Genomic DNA, 21,626 nt, shown 5'->3' on the forward strand with positions numbered 1-21,626 from the left:
TAAATCAATTCCTTTGCTGCCTAAAAAGAAAGCTATACTCATTTCACTCTGCATTAGTATTATCCTGATGCTGGCCAAATTCGGCGCTTACTTTCTCACCCATTCCAATGCTATTTTAACTGATGCAGCAGAAAGTATTGTGAACGTACTAGCCAGTAGCTTTGCCTTTTACAGCATTTATCTGGCTACACTGCCTAAAGATGAAAACCATCCTTACGGACACGGTAAAGTAGAGTTCTTCTCGGCTTTTGTAGAAGGGGTACTGATAGCCATAGCCGGCCTGATTATCATTTTTAAATCGAGTTATGATCTCGTTTTTCCAAGAGAAATCCAGCAGCTACTGGATGGTGCCCTGATTATTGGTGCCACAGGATTGATTAACCTCATCGTAGGATACTATCTTATCAATACGGGTAAAAAACATCGCTCTCTTACGCTGGAAGCAGATGGTAAACACCTTTTGACAGATGCTATAACCAGCGGTGGTTTAGTCATTGGTATTATATTGATCCAGGTCACCAAAATTTACTGGCTGGATAGTGTCATTTCTATTCTGCTCGGTTTCTATATCGTTTATAACGGCTACAAACTAACCCGGAAATCGGTAGGAGGGTTAATGGATGAGAGTAATGTCGAACTGGTTAAAACTATTGTTGATATTTTACAGCATAACAGACACGAAGCCTGGATAGATGTTCACAATCTCAGGGCACAGCAATACGGGGCAGATCTCCATATTGATTGCCATCTCACGCTTCCATATTATTATGATCTTAACCAGGTACATGCTGAAATCTCTTCTATTGATCATCTGATTAATGGAAATGCTGAACGGAGTACTGAACTATTTATACACGCAGATCCCTGTTTGCCAGAATGCTGCAACTATTGCAAACTAAAAAATTGTCACGTACGGCAGGAAGCTTTCACTGGAGAAATCGGATGGAATGTGGAGAATGCTACTAAAAATAAAAAACATTTCGACAGATGAATAATTTCAATGTAAGAGTTTACGGTTTATTAATCAATGCAGAGAATCAGATTTTGATCAGTGATGAACAATCTGGAGGGAGAAGTTTCAGTAAGTTCCCTGGTGGCGGACTGGAATATGGGGAAGGCCTTATTGATGCACTTAAACGTGAATTTATGGAAGAGTGTAATGCTGAAATAGAAATTCTAAGCCATTTCTATACGACAGATTTTTATGAAAAATCTTCCTTCAATGACAGCCAGATTATCAGTATTTATTACCTTGTCAGAGAGGTCAGTGAATTGAAACTGAATTTTAAAACCAAAGCCATGGATTTTGATCCGGGGATTTTACAGGCGTTCCGTTGGATTGATCTGGACGCACTGACTGAAAACGACGTTACCTTTAAAACGGATAAAACAGTAGTTAATATGTTATTATCACTGATTGCACAATCAGCAGACTAAACCAGAAATATTCTTTCCGGGGTTATCGCATAAAACTGATCACCCTGTTGTGATTTGATTTTGCTTAACCCCGTAAAGACACTAAATGCCGGTAGGATTGCGCATGTTTTTCCGAAATAAAAACAAGGTAACTTAATTTGCTGCCGGGCTTTCCCATAAATCGTTACGCCAGGATGAATATGCCCTGTAATATTGTAATATGCATCGGTGACTGAAGGTTGGTCATGTATAAATCTGAATGGTTTCATTAAGAATTCGATGGCATGGATTTCAATCATCATCTCTTCGTAATCGCTGGCCAGAAGTGAATCATGGTTGCCTTTAACCAGGATAATTTTCAGATCCGGATATTGAGATCTCCACTGACTAAACAGTGCTACTTCACTATTCATCTGATGATGAAACATATCTCCGGTAACAAGGAGACATTCCGGCTCAAATTGCCTGAGCAGATTGGTAAGACGATCCAGGTCGGCTGTATTTACCAGAGAAGGAATCTGTATGCCCGCCTTTCTGAAATGAGCACCTTTTCCTAAATGGAGGTCACTGATAATCAACATCTTTTTTGTTGCCCAGTAAATTGCCCTCTCTTCACTCAGTATAAGATTTTCTCCTCTACAATTAATGTTCATTCTTTTTTCTCCGGTGTGTCTTTAATTCTTTGCCATCTGCCTCAGCAGTCATTCTTGCGATTCTTTCTCCTAATTCTTCAGTACTCATATTTTCCCTTAAGCTATCTACTTTTATCGGGAAACACAATGGTGTATAACTGTCTGGCCTAACAATAATTATCTTGCTTTTCTGTATTCTGTGTAAGGCAGCTGCTAACCTGGGTTCTTCAATCTGCTGATAAAAAGCTTCATCATAAGCCTGCCGCAACAGTAAATTATGTTTATCATAATCGCTGAAAACGTTAAAGAATAAGGTAGACGAAGCCTGGAGGTGTCTATTGGCTACATATTTACCTGGATAGCCCTGAAATACTAAACCCGAAATGCAGGCAATATCCCTGAATTTACGTCTTGCCATTTCAGTTGCATTAATACTAGCTACAATATCTTCGCCCAAGTTGACCGGACTAAACAAGAGTTTGCAATTCTCTTCATCAAGTGGAATCGGCTGCTCACTTAGCAGCTCGAAACCATAATCATTCATGGCTATAGAAAAACTTATAGGTTTTACTTTACTCAGGCGGTAGGCAATGAGGGCCGCCATAATCTCATGTACTTGTCTGCCTTCAAAAGGATAGGCGAAAAAATGATAACCATCTCTGGTTTTAATTAATTCTATCAGGAACTCATCATCCTTTGGAACATGCGAAACTTTAGCCTGCCGCTCAAATAGCGGAAGGATTATGTCGAGCTCCTCATCTTCATGTGTCTTGTCCAGAGCCTGGTTATACTTGTGTCTCAGGATTGCCCCAAGATTGGCAGTTAAGGATAATCTTCCGCCAAGCCAGCTAGGACTAATGGCGGTCTTAAGTTTGCTTTTACGCACCAGAATGGTCATTTCTTTAATCATGATATATTCAAGGACTCTCCCTGCCAACGTAAAACTGTTACCTGGTTTCATTTTGGAAATAAACGATTCTTCGACCATTCCAACATAACCACCAGTCAGATATTTAACCTTCAGCATGGCATCACTCACAATGGTCCCGATATGAAGACGATGGCGCATTGCGAGCTGCCGGCTTTTAACCTTCCATAATCCATTCTCTTTTTCAACTTTACTGAATTCCGTGTAAGCGGTCAGGCTGTCTCCACCAGTTGTGATAAATTGCATCATCCAGGCCCACTCTGCTGGCTCCAGTTCTCTGAAGGCGTGAGTGCTTTTTATTTCCTTATAAAGTTTTTGATCATCAAATCCATCACCGGTAGCCAGGGTAATCATGTACTGAATCAGGACGTCAAAAGCCATTACCACTGGTTCCCTGCTTTCAATATTCTGAGTTTTGGCTGCTTCTTTGATAGCAGCAGCCTCTACCAGTTCAAGGGCGTGAGTTGGAAGGAAGTAGATCTTCGAAACTTCGTTGGGAGAGTGGCCGCTCCGTCCGGCACGCTGAAGAAATCTTGCAACTCCTTTGGGAGATCCAATCTGCACAACTGTGTCTACAGGTTTAAAATCTACCCCAAGGTCTAGTGAGGAAGTACTGATCACAGCTTTTAAAATCCCAGTATGGATGGCGTCTTCAATCCAGTTGCGTAATTCATAGTCTATCGATCCATGATGGATTGCGAGTTGTCCAGCCAGATTTTCGTCAAGTTTCAGTAAGTTCTGATACCAGAGTTCAGCCTGACCCCGGGTATTACAGAATATTAATGTAGTCTTGTTTTTCCAGATGATCGGAAGTAGTTTATGTGCAAGTTTATGTCCAAGATGACCCGCCCAGGGAAGCATATCTATATGATCAGGTAATATAGACCTGATCAAGATTTTTTTCTCTACATCGGCAACAACTATTGTTTTTAATAATTCAGGATAGGGGACTAATACGTCCAGTGCCTGCTCCAGATTTCCTATAGTGGCGGATATACCCCAGATTCTCAATAACTTTTCAGGATGTTTGCTGACTGCCAGCTCTCTGATCCTGGATATAGCCAGTTCGGCCATTACCCCGCGTTTACTACCCATTAATTCATGCCATTCATCAGCAACAATGCATTGTAATCCATCGAAATACGCTGAAGTGTCTTTCTGTGCCAGTAAAAGATGCATGCTTTCAGGGGTGATGATCAGCACCTCGGGCATCTGTTTTTTCTGTTTCAGTTTCTCATTTTGTGGGGTGTCGCCATTACGTACCCCAATATGCCAGTCCAGTTCCAGTTCTGTGCAGACCTCACGCATTGCCCTGGCCAGATCTTTAGCCAGAGAACGTAATGGGGTAATCCATAATAATTTCAACCCTGCATTTTTCTGTCTGCTGATTGTTTTGGAGTTAATGGTTTTGTCTGTTTCACGATGGTTCAGCTCTTCAATGACAACAGCCAGGAATAAGGAGAACGTTTTCCCGAAACCCGTAGGGGCGTTGACCAAACCACTATAACCTTCAGCATAGTATTGCCAGGCATCAGTTTGAAATTTAAAGGGCTTTTTTCTTTGCTCCTTTAACCAGCTGATCACTTGTTTATAACCTTTACTCTTTTTCAGCAGCATAAGTCGAAGCTAACAATTGTCTTAAATCATCCAGTGTATTAATCTCAGTCACTTTTTTATCTTTTCTCCAACGCATTATTCTCGGAAAACGCAAAGCCAGACCTGCTTTATGCCTCTTGCTTACCGCAATCCCTTCAAATGCGATTTCGAATACCAACTCTGGTTTTACTGTCCGCACAGGACCGAATTTTTCCAGCGCATTTTTTCTGACAAATGAATCTACTTCTTTAATCTCGTTATCAGTTAGTCCTGAGTAAGCTTTAGCAATCGTAATTAAATGTTCACCATCGCTGACCGCAAAAGTATAATCTGTAAAGTGATTGGCTCTGCGTCCACTTCCTTTTTGAGCGTAAATCATGACCGCGTCAACTGTATAAGGATTAATTTTCCACTTCCACCAGTCTCCACGTTTACGGCCACTATGGTAAAGGGAACTTAACTTCTTCAGCATGATGCCTTCACTGTTGTTTGTTCTTGACGTTTCCCGTAGTTCTGCAAGTTGTTCCCAGTTATCAAATTGAATAACTGGTGAAAGCAGGATTGTTTGCTGGTTACTCAATCTGGCTAAAACTTCTTCTAATTTTTTTCTTCTGGATGCCAGGTCTTCTTTTCGAATGTCATTGCCTTCATGTTCCAGAATATCATAAACATAAAAACCGACAGGTACATCTCTTAATTGTGATTTACTAATGGTTTTTCTGTTTAGTCTTTGTTGCAGTATACTAAATAATTGAACGTTTCCGTCTTTCACGGCGAGAATTTCACCATCAATTACTGTTCCGTCAGGAAGATCATCCTTCAGGAAATGTAATTCAGGAAACTGAGCTGTGATTAGTTCTTCACCTCTTGACCAGATAAATAATTCGCCATTACGTTTTACAATCTGTCCGCGAATACCATCCCATTTCCACTCAGCCTGCCAATCCCTGATTTCTCCAAGATCCGCGGGTGCAGCGTCCAGTGCATAAGCAAGACAAAATGGATAAGGCCAGGAATTGTCTGTATTGACGTGTTTGCCTTCCACCAGTTCCTGATAAGTAATTTCATCAGGTGACCATTTTCCCATGATACTGTGCATGATCTTACTGCTCTCCGTGTTACTTTGTCTGGCTATGGCATTGACGAGCATTTTACCTGATACACCTATCCTGAAGTTTCCAGAGATCAGTTTGTTAAATATGAAACGTTCGGGAGTACTTAGTCCGGCCCAGGCCTGATGTATGAATTCTTTTTTAACAGCATCTGACTGACCATTCAATAAGGCCAGATCCGTAATCCATTCGTGTAGTTTACGATCTGTGTGATGATCTGGCGGAGGGAGGATCAGTGCTATTGTTTCACTAAGATCCCCGACGCTATGATAACATTCTGCAAACAACCATGCCGGAATACCACTTAATTCAACAGCCCATTCCCTTATCAATGCAGTTGGTACAGGTCTTCGTGGCTTTTTACCTGTAAACATCGCAATGACATAAGGTTTATCCTTTTCATCTGCTGTACTGAAATAGCTAATCAGGGCCGCGATTTTATCGTTGGTCTTGTTGCTCATTTCAAGCTGCTGTATCAATTCTGCAAATCTTTTCAAATCAAGTCTCTTTTAGAACCTCTTCTTCTTCATTTCCATAACGGGTGACTACTTCCCGGGCGGATATCCCTTGTTCATTCAGATATTTAGAGAAGGGCGAAACAAAACCATGGGTTACATAAACCTTCCCGGCCTCAGTATTTTTAATGGCGGTAAGAAGACCCGGCCAGTCGGCATGGTCACTCAAGGCAAATCCAGCGTCAGCAGATTGCCATCTGCGCCCGGCTCTGACAGACATCCAGCCAGAACAAATTCCAGTCGAAGGATTAAGCAGGTTTTTCATCCATTTGCCATCAGCAAGAGCAGGAGGGACAATAACTATCCCTTTTTGTAACTCTTCTTTTTTTATATCGGGAGTAATTTTTATCGTCGCCGGAAGTTTAACCCCCGCATGAATGAAAGCTTCATTCAGATTAGCAATTGACTGATGGACATAAATAGCCTGATCACCAGTTAGATTTTTAATCAGCCGCTGTGCTTTCCCAAGACTGTAGGCAATCAGCACACTGGTCTTTAACTGATTATTATTATCTGTAACCCAGTTTCTGATCTGTCTGAAGATTTCTGCCTGCGGTTGCCATTTATAAATAGGGAGCCCAAATGTGCTTTCAGATACAAAAGTATGACACCTGACCGGTTCAAATGCGGTACTGATTCCATCGTATTCTGTCTTGTAGTCACCCGAGATTACACAGATTTCACCCTTGTATTCCAGTTTTACCTGTGCAGATCCGATAACATGTCCTGCCGGAAAGAGACTCAGTTTAACGCCATTAATACTGATTTCCTTTCCATAAGGTAAGGTTTGTACTGGTAAATCAGCTCCTAACCTCTGTAGCAGGACTGGTTTGGTCAGATCGTGACATAAATACCCTTTGTTACCTGGTTTAACATGGTCCGAATGACCATGAGTAGTTACAGCGAGATTCACAGGCTGCCAGGGGTCGATATAGAAATCTCCCTGTTTACAATATATGCCTTTATTGGTGAATGTGATTAATGCCATCGGGTGATACAACAAAGCTGAGACTCATAAGTTTGAATAATCCAGCAAAGCAGATTCGATCTGAATGCCATAAAAAAGGGGATGATAGCTTAGCCATCATCCCCTTTTTTATGAATTAATTCAATTATTTGCCTCCAGGAGGGCAATTTTGCTGAAGAAATTTAGTGTAAGTTTTAGCCAGATGCTGACTGGTCCCGCTACCTTCATTGATTGAATGGGTACGGTTAGGGTATGACATTAACTGGAACATTTTCTGATTTTTGATCAGTTCATTGATCAGCATTTCAGCATTCTGATAATGTACATTGTCATCACCAGTACCATGAACGTAAAGTAGGTTTCCCTGAAGATTTTTAGCATAAGTTACCGGTGAACCTTTAATGTATGCCTCTTTGGTTGTTAAAGGAGAACCCATATAACGTTCCTGATATACATTATCATAAGTCAGCTGATTTCCCACTGCGGCAATTGCAATACCTGTTTTGTAAATCTGAGGATACTGGAACATCAGGTTAAGCGTCGAAGATCCGCCTCCGCTCCATCCCCATACAGCAACTCTGTCTTTGTCTACAAAAGGCCAGTCCAGGATTTTTTTAGCTGCCATGGCCTGGTCACGGATATTTAAGGTACCGATACTTTTATAAATTGATTTGCGGAATTCGCGGCCTTTTGGAGCGGGCGTACCTCGGTTTTCTATCGAAATATAGATATATCCATCCTTAGGCATGTTTCCAGCATAAAGGAAGTTGTAGCCTGCACCGTAGGTATCTAATACTGTTTGTGCTCCAGGTTCACCGTAAACATAAAATACAACCGGATATTTTTTAGTCTGATCAAAATTGTCAGGTTTTTTCATCCAGCCATCCAGTTCTATACCATCTTCAGTTTTTACTTTGAAAAATTCCACCTTATTTTTTGGCTGCTGAATTTTAGCCAGCTGATTAGTCAGACTCCCTTCCATTGTAAAAGGGTTTCCTGTATCTAATCTCATCCATTCACTGATAGGGTAAATGTTAGCACTCTGATAAGTGTGGTTGGCAAATATGCCATTTGGAGAGATATCATAACTATGAGTTCCCGGGAAGATAGAAGGGGTAACCCTTTCCAGTGTGCCTTTTCCATCAAGCTTTGTTTTATACAGGTATTTCTGAGTAGCATTGTCTGGCGAAGCAATAAAATAAAAAGTGTTATTCTTTTCGTCTACCAGACTGCTTTCAATGACGTCATAATTTCCTTTGGTAATCAATGTTTGTTTCTTACCGTCTTTACTGATGCGGTACTGATGGCGCCATCCGTCTTTTTCACTCACCCAGATAAATTCCTTTCCATTATTGAGCCATTGCCATTCAGGCGCTGCGTCAATCCATGCTTTGTCAGTTTCTGTGTAAATGTTTGTTATTGTTCCTGATTGCGTATTGGCTACAAATACGCGGCTGGTATTCTGCTCCCTGTTAAGCTGCTGAAGAATCAGATCCTTTGTATTAGGTACCCAGTCCATTCTTGGGATATAATTCTGGATTTCACTACCAGGAACCTTTACCCAGGTTGTTTGCGCTGTATTTACATTCACTACCCCAATTTTGCAAGCTGAAGGATCTTCACCTACAATCGGATATTCAACCGGTACAGTATAAGGATATATTGAATCTGTGTTATTGATCATCAGGAAGTTTTTAATTTTCCTGGCATCGATTTGCCAGTAAGCAATTGAACTGCCATCTGGGCTCCATCTGAAGCCATCCCTGCAATCAAATTCCTCTTCATATACCCAGTCAAAAGTTCCATTGATAATTCTGGCTGTGCCGTCTGTGGTCAGTGCTTTGTCAGTTCCGCTGGCCAGATCTTCAACATATAAATTATGTCCGCTTACATAAGCTACTTTACTCGCGTCCGGAGATAATTTAGCAAACATCAGAGATGAAGCGGGTTTGTCCTTTCCAATCTGTGTCAGTCTATTGGTTTTTAAATCTGCCAGCCAGTAATCACCGCGGGTTTCATAACGCCATACTTTTTTACTATTAGTGTAAATCAGCGCTTTTGTACCGTCAGCTGAAAGTACAAAATCTTTTATCCGGATCGGCTGGCTCTGGCCTGCAGGGGTAAGCAAAGAATTGCTTATTAATGTTTTAGTTTCGTTTTTAGGTAAGGTGATTATTGCAATACCGCCATCCGAAATCTGATAATAACCATTTCCGTCTTTGGTCCAGTTGATTCCTTCTTTATTTGGCTGTGCAAAGGCTGTAGCTGCACAGAAAGAAGTAATCAATAAGACGAAGGTCAATTTTAAAATAATGAGTTTCCGCTTCATTTGATTTAATAAATTTAATTTAGGTAAGAGTTTAATACTCTGTCCGGATAAGCTGATTTTTTCTATAATTCGTATAGAATTTCAGGTGTTTCCTGCTTCTCAAATGTAATACATTGTTTGTTATCGTTAAAGGAGATTTCATTGTTTAGCAGAAATTGATAGAATATTTCGTTTAAGATTCTTTTTCCATGTAAATACCTAATTCACTTTCTATATTGTTCGGGCTGGCTTTTAATGCAGTGATAATTCTTTGTTTTTCATCCTCAGTTTTATTCTGGCTCAGTTTTTTACTCGCCTGAAAAGAAGTAACTTCAATTTCAAAGGCGACAATTCCATTGAGCATTTTTAATTTGTAAGCCTCAGGCAGGCTATTCCACTGAGGAAGATAGTCAGCTTCGTAATTATGAATAGTTTTTTCTATAATCTTCATAGTCTGTTCCCTGTCACTGATCACCTTTGCTTTTCCATAAGCATGGACTGCAATATAATTCCAGGTTGGAACATTCATTTCTTTATCATAATGTTTGGGAGATATATAAGCATGTGGTTCTGTAAAGATTACCAGGGTTTCATGTGCTGAAAGCTCGGTCCATTGCTGGTTTGCTTTGGCAAAATGCGATGTCAGTATTGTTTTTCCTTCTTTTTTGCTGATCACAAAAGGCAGATGACTTGCATTGGGCCGGTCATCTTTCGTAGTCACAATGGTTGCAAAGCTATATTTACAAATGAAATCAATAATTTCATTTTCATCAGTAGTCAGGTTCAGTTTAGAGATATACATAGCCAGTAATTAGGGGGAGAATATTAAAGATAACGATGTTTTTCTTTTATAAATACAGGATAAACGACATTTGATATCATAAAAAAAGCCTTCTGTGATTATCAGAAGGCTTTTTTTATTGTTTTTATAATCTACTGACCACCCATTGCTCTTAGCGCTTCCATGGTTGTCACTTCGTAGTTTGCTGGTACTTCCAGTGAAACCGGACCAACTTTATCTTCTGTCAGGTCTTTAATAGTTACTATAGCTTTCACATTGTTCTGGATACGTGTGAATTTGATAGGAGTTCCTTTTACATCTTTGAATTCAGCACCAATAATTCCTAATGGTAACTGGATTTCAGTAGTAGCCCAAAGTTCATATGGAGTGCCTTTGTCATCTTTATAAGTATACTTCTCTGTGTTATAGTTTCCTATTTTTTGTTTTTCACCAGTAGCTTTGAAATCACTTAATACAGGTGTTTTACCCATAGTCTGTTCGGTCTCTTCTTTAGTGGTTTTTACTGCATATTGTTTTTGCATAGGGGGGATATCAACTAATACCAGTCCATTTTTGTTAATCCCATCAGAGAAGATAGTGATTTTAGCAGGTCCCTGCTGTATTTCGATTTTAAATATATCTCCGCTGAATTTAAATTTAGTTTCTGCAGGAAGCTGTGAAGCCATCGACTGCTGATCAGGAGTCAGTTCATAAGTAATGCCATAGGTAAGTGTACCTTCATTTACCTTTTTCTGTGCATGGGCAATTACCGCCGTGCTGATTAGTATTACTGCCAGTACACTTGTTTTAATCGATTTTAACATATTTTTAGTTTTTATAGTTTACCATTTAATTTTTTCCTTGCTGATAAAAGAAGCGATACCTTTTTTAAAGTCTTCACTTTCTCTTACCCTTGCGTTGATCTTTACGGCCAGGTTCAGACTTTTTTCCAATTCTGGGTTAGTTGTCTGTCCTATAAGTTGTTTCGTTACCATCAGTGAGTTTCCTGAAGTTTCCTCACATAGCTTTAGCGCAAAATCCTGTACCCTCTGACTAATTTCTTCTTTATTTGTTACATAAGTAATCAAATTATAAGCCAGAGCCTGTTCCGCTGAGAATAAATCGCCACTCAGCAGTATTTTTTTTGCAATTGTTTCACTTGTTTTACGCATCAGAAAACAAGAGACAATGGCCGGGACAAAACCTAGTTTGACCTCTGTATAGCCGAAATTAGCTTCCGGTACGGCAAAAGTAATATCGCAAACTGTCGCTAATCCGCATCCTCCTGCAATTGCATGTCCTTCTACCTGTGCAATAACAACCTTGGGTAAATAATAAATTGTTGTAAAAAGCTTCTTCAGGTTCTCACTGTCCTGAACATTCTCTTCATGTGTATTGTTTTGTAATTGCTGCAAATAAGCCAGATCCGCACCTGCACTGAATACTCCACCTATTGCTTTTAATATAATGACTTTCACTTCATCATCATCAGAAGCCTTTAGCAGTGTTTTTGTAAGGGCGCTTACCAGTTCCGGGTTAAATGCATTCCTCTTATCAGGACGGTTCAATGAAATGGTCGCAATACGATTGTCGACTGTATATAGTACAAGAGGTGATGTCATGAATGGGCTTATATTTTTTGTTTTATATAAATCAAATATCCCTTATTTTTTCTTAAAACCAGTGTTGAACTCCTAAAATTTATAGTGTCTCTTTGATAATTCTGAATAGCATAACTTTTATTTGTTGCATCAATCCATAATTTGTTGAAACTCACGTCTTGTCTGAATTCATCCATTTTGATCCTTGGATTTCCGTGGATCCAGACGGCATTAAACAAAGGCCTGAGTTTTATTCTTTGTCCATTAAAACTGCTGTCGAGTAGTAAAACACGATAGTTCCCAAAGACCAGCTGGTGCTCATTTATAGTCAGACCATATTGGTGGATTGTGGTGTTCCACGGAATACAAATAACCGAGCGGATACCCGACTGATCCAGTGCAGGCTGTATATGGAATTTAAAAGCTTTATCTCCCGTCTTTAAATCAGTGACCAGTATTGCATGTTCTCCATTGATGAATCCCGCTGCGTAATTCCTGTTCAGGCTGAAGAGGATTATCTTTTGCTGATGCCGCGCAATGATTTTATCATTTATCCTAATACCTTGTAGGGATGCTAAAGACAGTAAGGAAATCGCTAAGAAATGCTTCTTTTTATAAGTCAGGGAAAAGAAAAGAAAAAACAGGAATGAACAAAGCAGAACCAGTCCGGTCCTGGATAACCATATAGCGCTGATGCCTGAGTAGGGGAGAGCTGCAATTTTTTCGAGTCCACGGTTCATCAGTATGATTAAACATTCAAACAAAGGTGAAATCCAGTATAAGTGAAATATTAAGAGGAAGATACCTATGTACATTAAAAGTATAACTGGAAGTGTAATGAACAGATTACTGATGATGAAATAGACTGGAAACTGATGGAAATAGTAGCAACTCAAGGGAAAAGTAAAGACCTGTGCTGCGATAGAGATTGATATCAGATTCCATAGTTTTTGTACCAGCTGATACCTGGAACTAACCAGTTGCTGTAATTTTGGCTGTAAATAGACCAATCCCAGGACGGCCATATACGAGAGTTGAAAACCTACATCCCAAAGCAAAAACGGGTTGTAGAATAACAGGCAGAATGCCGAAAAGAATAAGATATGATAGCTGTTTGTTTCCTGATGAATTGCTTTTCCCAGCACATAGACAGAAAGCATGATTGCGGAGCGTAATACTGAGGCTGAATATCCTGTCAATAGCGTATAAAACCAGATTGTGCAGAGGACGAGTATAACTTTGACCCATTTCATGAACCGTTTGCTGTTCATCCATCCCAATAACCAGTTCAGCACAAAGTAGATAATCCCCACATGCATTCCTGATACTGATAATGCATGGATGGTTCCTGTTCTGGAATAAGCAGCTAATGTTTCTGCATTCAGATCTGCACGATAACCCAGGATCAGCGTAGAGGCTACTGCAAATGCATCATCATTTTTGATCAGACGCCGGTACTGGTTTACCTGCTGTTTCCGGAGTTTCAGGGCAAAGCCGATCAGGGCTGTTCCGCTGTACTGTTGCAATGGGATCAATTCTTCAGGAAGAAGGAATATCTGGTAGTGAATATGCTGCATAGCCAGCCAGTATCTGAAGTCAAACTCCGCAGCATTGTAAGGTGGTTCTATCGCACGATATGCTGCCGGAATTAAATAAACTTCACCATAATGAGGGACCGTCGGGTGGAAGCTGGCTGACCGGATAGTGACGAGTATCGTGCCGCTCGATCTCTGTTTTTTATTAACCGTATAAACATTCATTACGCTTGCTTTGAACCTTATCATACTGCCTTGCTGCTGTGGCTCACTGCTTATAGATATCTTCAGAAATTCGGCTGGTGAACGTGAAAAGTTGTTGGAATTCTGAGTTTCGTCTGCACGCTGGTATGTCTGAATTCCAAACGTAAAAAAGAGTAAATTGATCAGAACTCCAATAAGTTGTTTATGATTATATACTTTAAGTAATCTGTATAATAGGTTGAATATTAATAGTAAAATAATCAGTATAATTGTGATTTGAAGTGCAGGCAAATTTAATTTGGTATAATCTGTTCCTTGCAAAACCCAAATTCCTATGCAAAATGGGAGCAGAATTCTTCCAAAAACAGCCGTTGTATTTTGCATGGTATTCAGAACTGATAACGTAGCTGAATCTTGAGTTCAGACTTGCTGTTGCCAGAGATTTCATCCAGTCCCGTGCCTATACTGGTCTTACCAGGATAGTGATAAACCGCATACCTGCACCATGCCCTGAGCTGTCTGGAAAACCTGTAACTTACATTGAGAAATGTCCTGATCCCTTCACCACTGTAAACCCCGGATCCTGTTCCATGCAGTACATCATCTTCGTATGCGTAAATCCTGCTGTCAGCCGAAGCAGTAGAAAAGAATGCTATCCTGAGATTAGTCGAAAACCGTGAAGAAAGTGGATGGTAGTCCACATCCTGATAAACCATATATCCATATTCGATTGTCCGTTTACCTTTTCCGTAACGGCTGATTTCGGTCCGGGTTTGCAGTTCAGTTTTTTTATTCAGTTTCCATCTGGCCTCTATCCTGTAATTATCTTTCCTGACTTTAACCAGTGGGTTTACAGGCAGGGATGTTCCTTCATTCTGTTCATAATGTTTTGTCTTCAGACTCAGTGTAACTAAGAATGCTGGATTTGGTTTGGAATTTAAGCTGCCTGTGAGCTCGTATCCGGAAGAAATATCGTCAACTCTGTACTTTGCCCATGGAAATCTGAAGAAGTCGCCAGAGGCTGTTATCGTCCATTTCTTTGAAGGACGGATATGGATACCTCCATAGAGCCCCTGTTCATTTGCTGTGTTTGCCCCTTCTCCAAAACCTTTATTGTAAAAGCTGACATGTTCTTTTGCATAACTTCTGTAGAGTACGACCAGAGACACTACCGGAGAAAGGCTGGCCATGGCCCCGTTTAGTGTAGCTGTGCCACCTGGTCTGCTCAGGGCAGTCTCACCGAAAAAGTAGATGTTTTTGAAAGTATAGTTATAATGGATTCCAAGATTATTCAGTTCGCTGCCTTTGAAACTGTATTTCTTATAAAGCTGACTGCCGGTAATAAATTCATGCTGATAATCCGAGAAGGAAGTCGTCAGACCGATGTCCAGATTATTGTTGTTGTATGTTAAAGCTGCACCATAAAACAAGAGGGGTAAGGTTCCCTTGTTCCGGTTTTCGGCAACCGTCCGGTGTAAACCATTTGTGCTGATAGCCGACAAAGTATAAGTTCCTTCTGTCGTTTGTTTTAATGCAGCATCTAAATTTCTAATTGATATAAATGAAGTTAATTCTATGTTTTTTAATATGGTATAAGTAACACCTGCCCCTCTGAAAAAGGAATATTCATTTGCTGAAGCATAAGGTTTGAGCCCGGTGTCCTTTTTGGCTACCCCTGCCACATCATCACCTTTTCCAAAGGAAGAGCCAGACCAGAGGCTCAGTCCTTGTCCAAACTGAAGACTATAATCTCCTATGATTATCTTTTTAAATCTACCGGTTTTATAGCGGGCAAGACTTCCCGATATAAAGTCAAAGCCACTTTTCACCGGCTCACGGAAAAAGGTCTCACCCGGATCTTTCTCTGCTATAATGGAAAGTGTCAGCAGGTCATTATAGTTGTACTTGTATTTGAACAATAGTCTGGCTGGGCTACCCAGGTACCGGCTTCCTGATTTCTCTTTAAATCCCTTTTGTTTTTCAAGTAAAGACCCGTATCTCAGTAATAACTCACTGGCACCTTTAGTCAATTTATTCAGGTCATAGTTGTTTACCTCCCTGACTATAACAAAAGGCAGTAGCCTGGTGATCGTAAGACTGTCAAAACCGTCTACTGATTGAAGTTCCAGTATGTCTTTTAGTTTTCCGTTTTTTCTGAGCCAGGTGAAAAAACTGCTGATTTGTAAAGGAGAGAGAAGGAAGAGTTCTTTGAGCTGATCGCGGCTTGCGCTATTCAGATCCAGCGGATGTTGACTATAGAAAGAGAGACGTTCTGTCAATTCAGAGAGGTCGTCGTCGTCTTCCGTAAAAACACCCGTTATGGCAGAGACGATTTCTTTGATTCCGGTTTCTTCCTGTGCCGAAGCCTTATAGGAGAGACTGAAAAAGACCAGGGTTATAAATAGTCCGAATGCAGGTGCAGGAAGCCGGTCACCTGATAATTGGAAACATTGAATCGGAGAGAAAATTAGCTTTGACATCATTATGCCAAAGTAATATCTATCCGATTAAATTAGTTAACTTGTTGATTAAATTTCTTCGTTTAGTTTTAATAAGAAGTCTTTTAGCTTCTCCAGGGAAGCTATAATCTTCTGATTCTCTTTAACGTCCGCACTGTTGTTTTTTAAATGATCTTTTGCACCCTTCAGTGTAAAACCTTTATCGTCCACCAGGTGGAAAATGATCTTTAAATTCTCAATGTCTTCAGGTGTAAAAAGGCGGTTCCCTTTTTTGTTTTTCTTAGGTTGCAGGACGTCAAATTCCTTCTCGTAAAAGCGGATTTGTGAAGCGTTTACACCGAACATTTCAGTCACCTCACCCATCGTGTAATACATTTTATTAATTTCCCGTTCCTTGTAAGGCATACTTCTGTGTTGATATTTAGTAGATTATAGCTTTTATGTAAAGCATTCAAATGTAAAGGGATTTTAGTAGAATACCGCAATAAAATTTTAATTTTGTTGGATAATTCTACTACGAATGACAGCAAAAGAAATCAGACGCGCTTATTTAGCATTTTTTGAATCGAAACAACATCATATTGTTTCATCCGCACCGATCGTTGTGAAGAATGATCCTACACTGATGTTTACCAATGCCGGTATGAACCAGTTCAAGGACATCTTCCTGGGAGAGGCCGTGGCGAAGTATCCAAGAGTAACCGACACGCAACGTTGCTTACGTGTTTCCGGTAAACACAATGATCTTGAAGAAGTGGGGATTGATACCTATCATCACACCATGTTCGAGATGTTGGGTAACTGGAGTTTTGGAGACTACTTCAAAAAAGAAGCTATTGCGTGGAGCTGGGAATTATTGACGGAAGTTTATGGTATCCCTAAAGATAAATTATACGTTTCCATTTTTGAAGGAGACGAAAAAGAAGGGCTGCCACGGGACACCGAAGCTTACGATCTATGGAAACAGTATGTACCTGAAGACAGGATTATACTTGGAAATAAAAAAGACAATTTCTGGGAGATGGGTGACATGGGGCCATGTGGGCCATGTTCTGAAATCCATGTGGATTGCCGTCCGGATCACGAACGTGCAGCCAGCAGCGGAAAAGATCTGGTGAATGCCGATCATCCGCAGGTTATAGAGATTTGGAATAACGTGTTTATGCAGTTCAACAGATTGAAGGATGGTTCGTTACAGCCTTTACCTGCACAACATGTTGATACAGGTATGGGCTTTGAACGTTTAGTTCGGGTGCTTCAGAATAAAGCTTCAAATTATGATACTGATGTTTTTCAGCCACTGATTCAGTTCATCGCGAAAAAGTGTGGTATAGCTTACGGAGCTGAGGAGAAAACTGATATTGCTATGCGTGTAATGGCCGATCATATCAGGGCAATTGCCTTTGTGATTGCCGACGGACAGCTACCTGCAAACAATAAGGCGGGGTATGTGATCAGAAGGATTTTAAGAAGAGCTGTGCGGTATGCTTATACTTTCCTTAACCTGAAAGAACCTTTCTTAAATCAGTTAGTACCTGTGCTCGCAGAACAGTTCGTGGGAGTTTTTGAAGAATTGGTTTTACAGCAGGACTTTGTACAGAAAGTGGTTTTGGAAGAAGAGGTTTCTTTCTTAAGAACACTGGCTACAGGAATTCAGCGTTTTGAAAATTATACGGTTAAGCAGGCAGAATTCCTGATGTCCGAAAATGCAATCGATCTGGAGAAATCTTTTGAAGATGCCTGGGTTTACAGTATACTGAAAGACCAGATGGTGATCTCAGGTGAGTTTGCTTTTGAATTACAGGATACCTACGGATTCCCGATTGACCTGACCGAACTGATGGCCAGGGAGAAAAAGTGGACGGTAGATATGGATGAATATCAAAAGAGCCTTCAGAAACAGAAAGCCAGATCAAGGGCAGCAACAGCAATTGATACAGGAGACTGGATTACTGTACATGATGATCCGGAGACGGAGTTTGTCGGTTACGATCAGCTTGAAATCGAAACAAAAATCTTAAAATACAGACAGGTTACTGCAAAAGGAAAAGAGCAATATCAGATTGTATTACAGAAAACACCTTTCTATGGAGAAAGCGGTGGTCAGGTAGGAGATACCGGGCGACTGGAGGATCACAGCAGGTTGTTCTCTGTTGAGATTACAGATACAAAAAAAGAGAACGGGGTGATTGTGCATTATACAGATTCATTACCTGAAGATGTAGATGGTCAGTTCTGGGCTGTTGTCGATGAAGATAAGCGTGTACAGACGAATAATAACCACTCGGCGACCCATTTACTTCATGCAGCATTAAAAAGCGTCCTGGGGGATCATGTGAATCAGAAAGGTTCTTTGGTTAATGCTGACTATCTCCGTTTTGATTTTTCTCATTTTGCAAAGATCACAGATGCTGAGCTAGCTGAAATTGAGCATATCGTCAATCAGCGGGTAAGAGCTAATATTCCTTTGAAAGAGCAGAGAATGGTTCCATACCAGGAAGCACTTTCCAGTGGAGTGACTGCTTTGTTCGGAGAGAAGTATGGCGAAGTAGTCAGGATTATCACCTTTGACGACAACTATTCGAAAGAACTATGTGGTGGTACACATGTACAGGCAACTGGCCAGATCGGGTTTTTCAAGATCATATCTGAGAGTGCTGTAGCTGCAGGTGTAAGACGTATAGAAGCTATTACTGCCGACCGTGCAGAGGAATTTGTTTTGGAACAGAATCAGGAAATCAGTCAGTTAAGAACTTTACTTAAAGGGAATAAAGATCTGACTGCTGCGGTGAATGCCTTGATTGAAGAAAATAACAGGCTTAAAAAAGAGGCTGAAAAAGCTGTGATTGAACGTTCTGGTAATCTTAAACACGAAATTGTTCATCATATGAAGACAATCAACGGCATTAACCTTATTGCTGTGCATGTTGATCTGCCAAATGCTGACGCAGTCAAAAATCTGGCTTTTTCAATTAAAGATTTAGTTGATAATCTGTATCTTGTATTTACCACTTTAATTGATGATAAACCAGGAATCAGCGTAATGTTATCCGATAATCTGGTTGCAGAAAAAGGTTTAAATGCTTCCAATATTGTCAGGGAACTGGCTAAGGACATTCAGGGCGGTGGCGGCGGACAGCCTTTCTACGCTACTGCCGGTGGAAAGAATAAAGATGGATTAAGCAAAGTTTTAGAGAAAGCTGCGACTTTAATTCAATAGGATCATCTCTGATCATGGTCATTTGGCCGGATAACTAATTGAAAAGGTTATCCGGCCATTTGTATTTTGAGGGTTTTTAAGAACAGAGACTGCGATTTGAGTAAGTACATGCTGATCTTTCCGGGCTTTGTACCAGTATTGTGTTCGGTGCTGGAATAGGGTTGGTATAGCTCTGGGCTATACCAACCCTATTTCAGCACCGAACACAACACAGAGAATAACCAGACGGTAACCTTATTTTACAGCTTTATTTTTTGTATTCTCACTGCATTTAAGATAGCCAGTAAAGCGACTCCAACATCCGCAATTACAGCTTCCCATAGTGTGGCCACGCCGCCAGCTCCCAGGATCAGTACAATAATTTTTACGCCCATTGCCAGAGCAATATTCTGCCATACGATACTTTTGGTTAGTCTGCCTATTTTGATTGCAGTTACAATTTTTGAAGGCATATCGTTTTGTATGACAATATCAGCTGTCTCAATAGTCGCGTCACTTCCTAATCCGCCCATTGCTATCCCAGCGTCAGCCAGTGCAACTACCGGAGCATCATTTATTCCGTCCCCGACAAATGCAATATGACGTCCTTCCTGTTTAAGCGCTTCTACCTTTTCAACTTTGTTTTCAGGTAACAGATCTCCGAAAGCACGGTCAATGCCCAGTAATCTTCCCATCTTAGTTACAACGGCCTGTTTATCGCCGCTAAGCATGACAGTCCGGATCTTCATCTCATGCATTTCCTTCACCGCCTGCACAGCATCTTCTTTTAATTCATCAGCAATAGTTATAAAACCGGCATAACGGCCATCTATAGCTATAACTACTACTGTATCTTCCTCTTTTGCGGCTTCATCAGCATAACTGATGTTAAACTGATCGAGTAATCTGGTGTTACCAGCCAGTATCTGTCTGCCATCTATTAAGCCCTTAAGGCCTTTGCCTGGAACTTCTTCAACTTCACCGATTATGGTATTCTGTAATACATCGCCCGCCTGTAAAGTAACTGCCACTGCAATAGGGTGAGTTGACTTACTTTCGATAGCAGCTGCTAAACGAAGCAGTTCTTGTGTGTCTCCGTTAACAGCTACTATACGCTGTACCTTGAAAACCCCTTTGGTCAGCGTTCCGGTTTTATCCATCACCACTGTATTGATGGTCGTCATCACATCCAGGAAATTAGATCCTTTAAACAAGATGCCGTTTTTTGAAGCTAAGCCTATTCCGCCAAAATAACCCAGAGGAATAGATACCACCAAAGCACAAGGGCAGCTGATTACCAGAAAAACAAGGCCACGGTATAACCAGTCTGCAAAAACATAATCAGTAACAAAGAAATAGGGAAGGCCAACGACAAGTACGGCTAAAGCAAATACAATAGGCGTATAGACCCTGGCAAAGCGGGAGATAAACAACTGAGTTTTCGATTTCCTTGCGGTTGCATCCTGTACCATTTCCAGTATCCTGCTCAGTTTACTGTCTTTAAATAGCGTAAGTACTTTGATTTCAACAGCAGTGTTCAGGTTAATCATACCAGCTAATACACTTTCCCCTTTTGTTTTAGAGTCTGGTTTACTTTCCCCGGTCATTGCAGAAGTATTAAAAGTTCCTTTTTCGGAAACCAGTTCACCATCTAAGGCAACTTTCTCTCCTGGTCTTACCTGGATCATTTCGCCAATCGCCACTTCCGAAGGCGCAACTGTAACTACTTTTCCCGCTCTGATCACGTCAACTGTATCCGGGCGGATGTCCAGTAACGCCTTAATACTGCGTTTTGCGTTGGCTACGGCAGTGTCCTGAAACCATTCACCTATCGAATAGAAAACCATTACTGCTACACCTTCACTATAAGAGCCAATCGCGAAAGCACCAATAGTCGCTACACTCATCAGGAAAAATTCATTAAAGAAATCCAGGCGTAGAGCTTTTTTTAAAGCCAGTTTTAAGACGCCATAACCAGCCAGCAGATAAGCTGCGCCAAAAATAAGCAAAGACACTAGATTAGTTGGTTTAATGGCGAAACCATATTCCAGGGTAAGCATGATTGCTAATATAGCCAGGGACGACAATAGAGGTAACTGACCTTTCCAGCCAGAGTTCTCACCTCCGCCGTGATCATGGTCATGATCGTGATCGTGATCGTGGTCGTGGTCGTGATCATGGCTATGATTGTGGCCATCATGTTTATGCACATGTGGTTTATGTTCTGCTTTTTGTACCGCTTCGGATTTTTCGATTACAATTGTTTCTGTATCACAGCAGGTCCCTATATTTTTTTCGTCTATCATAGTAGATTTTGTCAAGGTTTTTCAAGCTAAGTTTTTTAGCTCAGTTTCGATGAACAAAAGTACGATT

15 protein-coding genes are annotated in these 21,626 nt (G+C 40.7%); 3 read left to right on the top strand and 12 right to left on the bottom strand.

Translation table 11 applies throughout. The features are described from left to right. The first annotated feature begins 13 nt into the window (after window positions 1-13). Both HDF25_RS21070 and HDF25_RS21075 read left to right on the top strand, forming a co-directional pair. The gene (locus HDF25_RS21070) at window positions 14-991 is read left to right on the top strand and encodes a cation diffusion facilitator family transporter (protein WP_184628473.1); all 978 of its coding nucleotides are present in this window, start codon (window positions 14-16) and stop codon (window positions 989-991) included. After that, window positions 988-1,437, top strand: coding sequence for an NUDIX domain-containing protein (locus HDF25_RS21075; protein ID WP_184628378.1), 450 nt, complete (start codon window positions 988-990; stop codon window positions 1,435-1,437). Before HDF25_RS21070 ends, HDF25_RS21075 begins: the two co-directional genes overlap by 4 nt. Here HDF25_RS21075 and pdeM read toward each other — a convergent pair. From pdeM to HDF25_RS21130, 11 genes are all read right to left on the bottom strand, one after another. After that, window positions 1,434-2,069 carry a ligase-associated DNA damage response endonuclease PdeM gene (gene pdeM, locus HDF25_RS21080; protein ID WP_184628379.1) on the bottom strand — a complete coding sequence of 212 codons (636 nt, stop codon included), beginning with the start codon at window positions 2,067-2,069 and terminating at the stop codon, window positions 1,434-1,436. The genes HDF25_RS21075 and pdeM overlap by 4 nt on opposite strands. Then, window positions 2,059-4,593 (bottom strand): ligase-associated DNA damage response DEXH box helicase, encoded by a 2,535-nt coding sequence (locus HDF25_RS21085; RefSeq protein WP_184628380.1) that lies wholly within the window; start codon window positions 4,591-4,593, stop codon window positions 2,059-2,061. Before HDF25_RS21085 ends, pdeM begins: the two co-directional genes overlap by 11 nt. Further along, entirely contained in the window at window positions 4,574-6,181 is a 1,608-nt protein-coding gene (locus HDF25_RS21090) for an ATP-dependent DNA ligase (protein ID WP_184628381.1), read from the bottom strand. Before HDF25_RS21090 ends, HDF25_RS21085 begins: the two co-directional genes overlap by 20 nt. A gap of 1 nt (window position 6,182) precedes the next feature. After that, on the bottom strand, window positions 6,183-7,187 hold the full coding sequence (locus HDF25_RS21095) for a ligase-associated DNA damage response exonuclease (RefSeq protein WP_184628382.1): 1,005 nt from the start codon (window positions 7,185-7,187) through the stop codon (window positions 6,183-6,185). Between the two features lie 124 nt (window positions 7,188-7,311). Next, a complete protein-coding gene (locus tag HDF25_RS21100; RefSeq protein ID WP_184628383.1) occupies window positions 7,312-9,495 on the bottom strand; it encodes a S9 family peptidase in 2,184 nt (727 codons plus the stop codon). Between the two features lie 172 nt (window positions 9,496-9,667). Next, window positions 9,668-10,276, bottom strand: a complete 609-nt coding sequence (locus HDF25_RS21105; RefSeq protein WP_184628384.1) for an FMN-binding negative transcriptional regulator — start codon at window positions 10,274-10,276, stop codon at window positions 9,668-9,670. 131 nt (window positions 10,277-10,407) lie between these two features. After that, a complete protein-coding gene (locus HDF25_RS21110) occupies window positions 10,408-11,079 on the bottom strand; it encodes a DUF4412 domain-containing protein (RefSeq protein WP_184628385.1) in 672 nt (223 codons plus the stop codon). 18 nt (window positions 11,080-11,097) lie between these two features. Then, window positions 11,098-11,877, bottom strand: a complete 780-nt coding sequence (locus tag HDF25_RS21115; RefSeq protein ID WP_184628386.1) for an enoyl-CoA hydratase/isomerase family protein — start codon at window positions 11,875-11,877, stop codon at window positions 11,098-11,100. A gap of 8 nt (window positions 11,878-11,885) precedes the next feature. Then, window positions 11,886-13,979: a ComEC/Rec2 family competence protein gene (locus HDF25_RS21120; protein ID WP_184628387.1), complete on the bottom strand. Its 2,094-nt coding sequence runs from the start codon at window positions 13,977-13,979 to the stop codon at window positions 11,886-11,888. Window positions 13,980-13,984: 5 nt separating this feature from the next. After that, a complete protein-coding gene (locus HDF25_RS21125) occupies window positions 13,985-16,078 on the bottom strand; it encodes a helix-hairpin-helix domain-containing protein (RefSeq protein ID WP_260409430.1) in 2,094 nt (697 codons plus the stop codon). Between the two features lie 45 nt (window positions 16,079-16,123). Beyond that, a complete protein-coding gene (locus HDF25_RS21130; RefSeq protein ID WP_184628388.1) occupies window positions 16,124-16,459 on the bottom strand; it encodes a MerR family transcriptional regulator in 336 nt (111 codons plus the stop codon). Between the two features lie 115 nt (window positions 16,460-16,574). On the opposite strand from HDF25_RS21130, the gene alaS reads away from it, so the two are divergent. Continuing rightward, window positions 16,575-19,274: an alanine--tRNA ligase gene (gene alaS / locus HDF25_RS21135; RefSeq protein WP_184628389.1), complete on the top strand. Its 2,700-nt coding sequence runs from the start codon at window positions 16,575-16,577 to the stop codon at window positions 19,272-19,274. A gap of 239 nt (window positions 19,275-19,513) precedes the next feature. Here the strand turns inward: alaS and HDF25_RS21140 are convergent, their stop codons facing one another. Then, window positions 19,514-21,559, bottom strand: coding sequence for a heavy metal translocating P-type ATPase (locus HDF25_RS21140; RefSeq protein WP_184628390.1), 2,046 nt, complete (start codon window positions 21,557-21,559; stop codon window positions 19,514-19,516). Window positions 21,560-21,626 lie beyond the last annotated feature (67 nt).

Origin of the sequence: Pedobacter cryoconitis (assembly GCF_014207135.1) — a bacterium.
GTDB lineage: Bacteria > Bacteroidota > Bacteroidia > Sphingobacteriales > Sphingobacteriaceae > Pedobacter > Pedobacter cryoconitis_D.

Excerpts from the sequence above, each read along its gene's own strand:
- HDF25_RS21075 (WP_184628378.1), top strand. The coding sequence starts at position 988 with ATGAATAATTTCAATGTAAGAGTTTACGGTTTATTAATCAATGCAGAG.
- pdeM (WP_184628379.1), bottom strand. The coding sequence starts at position 2,069 with ATGAACATTAATTGTAGAGGAGAAAATCTTATACTGAGTGAAGAGAGG.
- HDF25_RS21085 (WP_184628380.1), bottom strand. The coding sequence starts at position 4,593 with ATGCTGCTGAAAAAGAGTAAAGGTTATAAACAAGTGATCAGCTGGTTA.
- HDF25_RS21095 (WP_184628382.1), bottom strand. The coding sequence starts at position 7,187 with ATGGCATTAATCACATTCACCAATAAAGGCATATATTGTAAACAGGGA.
- HDF25_RS21100 (WP_184628383.1), bottom strand. The coding sequence starts at position 9,495 with ATGAAGCGGAAACTCATTATTTTAAAATTGACCTTCGTCTTATTGATT.
- HDF25_RS21105 (WP_184628384.1), bottom strand. The coding sequence starts at position 10,276 with ATGTATATCTCTAAACTGAACCTGACTACTGATGAAAATGAAATTATT.
- HDF25_RS21110 (WP_184628385.1), bottom strand. The coding sequence starts at position 11,079 with ATGTTAAAATCGATTAAAACAAGTGTACTGGCAGTAATACTAATCAGC.
- HDF25_RS21115 (WP_184628386.1), bottom strand. The coding sequence starts at position 11,877 with ATGACATCACCTCTTGTACTATATACAGTCGACAATCGTATTGCGACC.
- HDF25_RS21120 (WP_184628387.1), bottom strand. The coding sequence starts at position 13,979 with ATGCAAAATACAACGGCTGTTTTTGGAAGAATTCTGCTCCCATTTTGC.
- HDF25_RS21125 (WP_260409430.1), bottom strand. The coding sequence starts at position 16,078 with ATGATGTCAAAGCTAATTTTCTCTCCGATTCAATGTTTCCAATTATCA.
- HDF25_RS21130 (WP_184628388.1), bottom strand. The coding sequence starts at position 16,459 with ATGCCTTACAAGGAACGGGAAATTAATAAAATGTATTACACGATGGGT.
- alaS (WP_184628389.1), top strand. The coding sequence starts at position 16,575 with ATGACAGCAAAAGAAATCAGACGCGCTTATTTAGCATTTTTTGAATCG.
- HDF25_RS21140 (WP_184628390.1), bottom strand. The coding sequence starts at position 21,559 with ATGATAGACGAAAAAAATATAGGGACCTGCTGTGATACAGAAACAATT.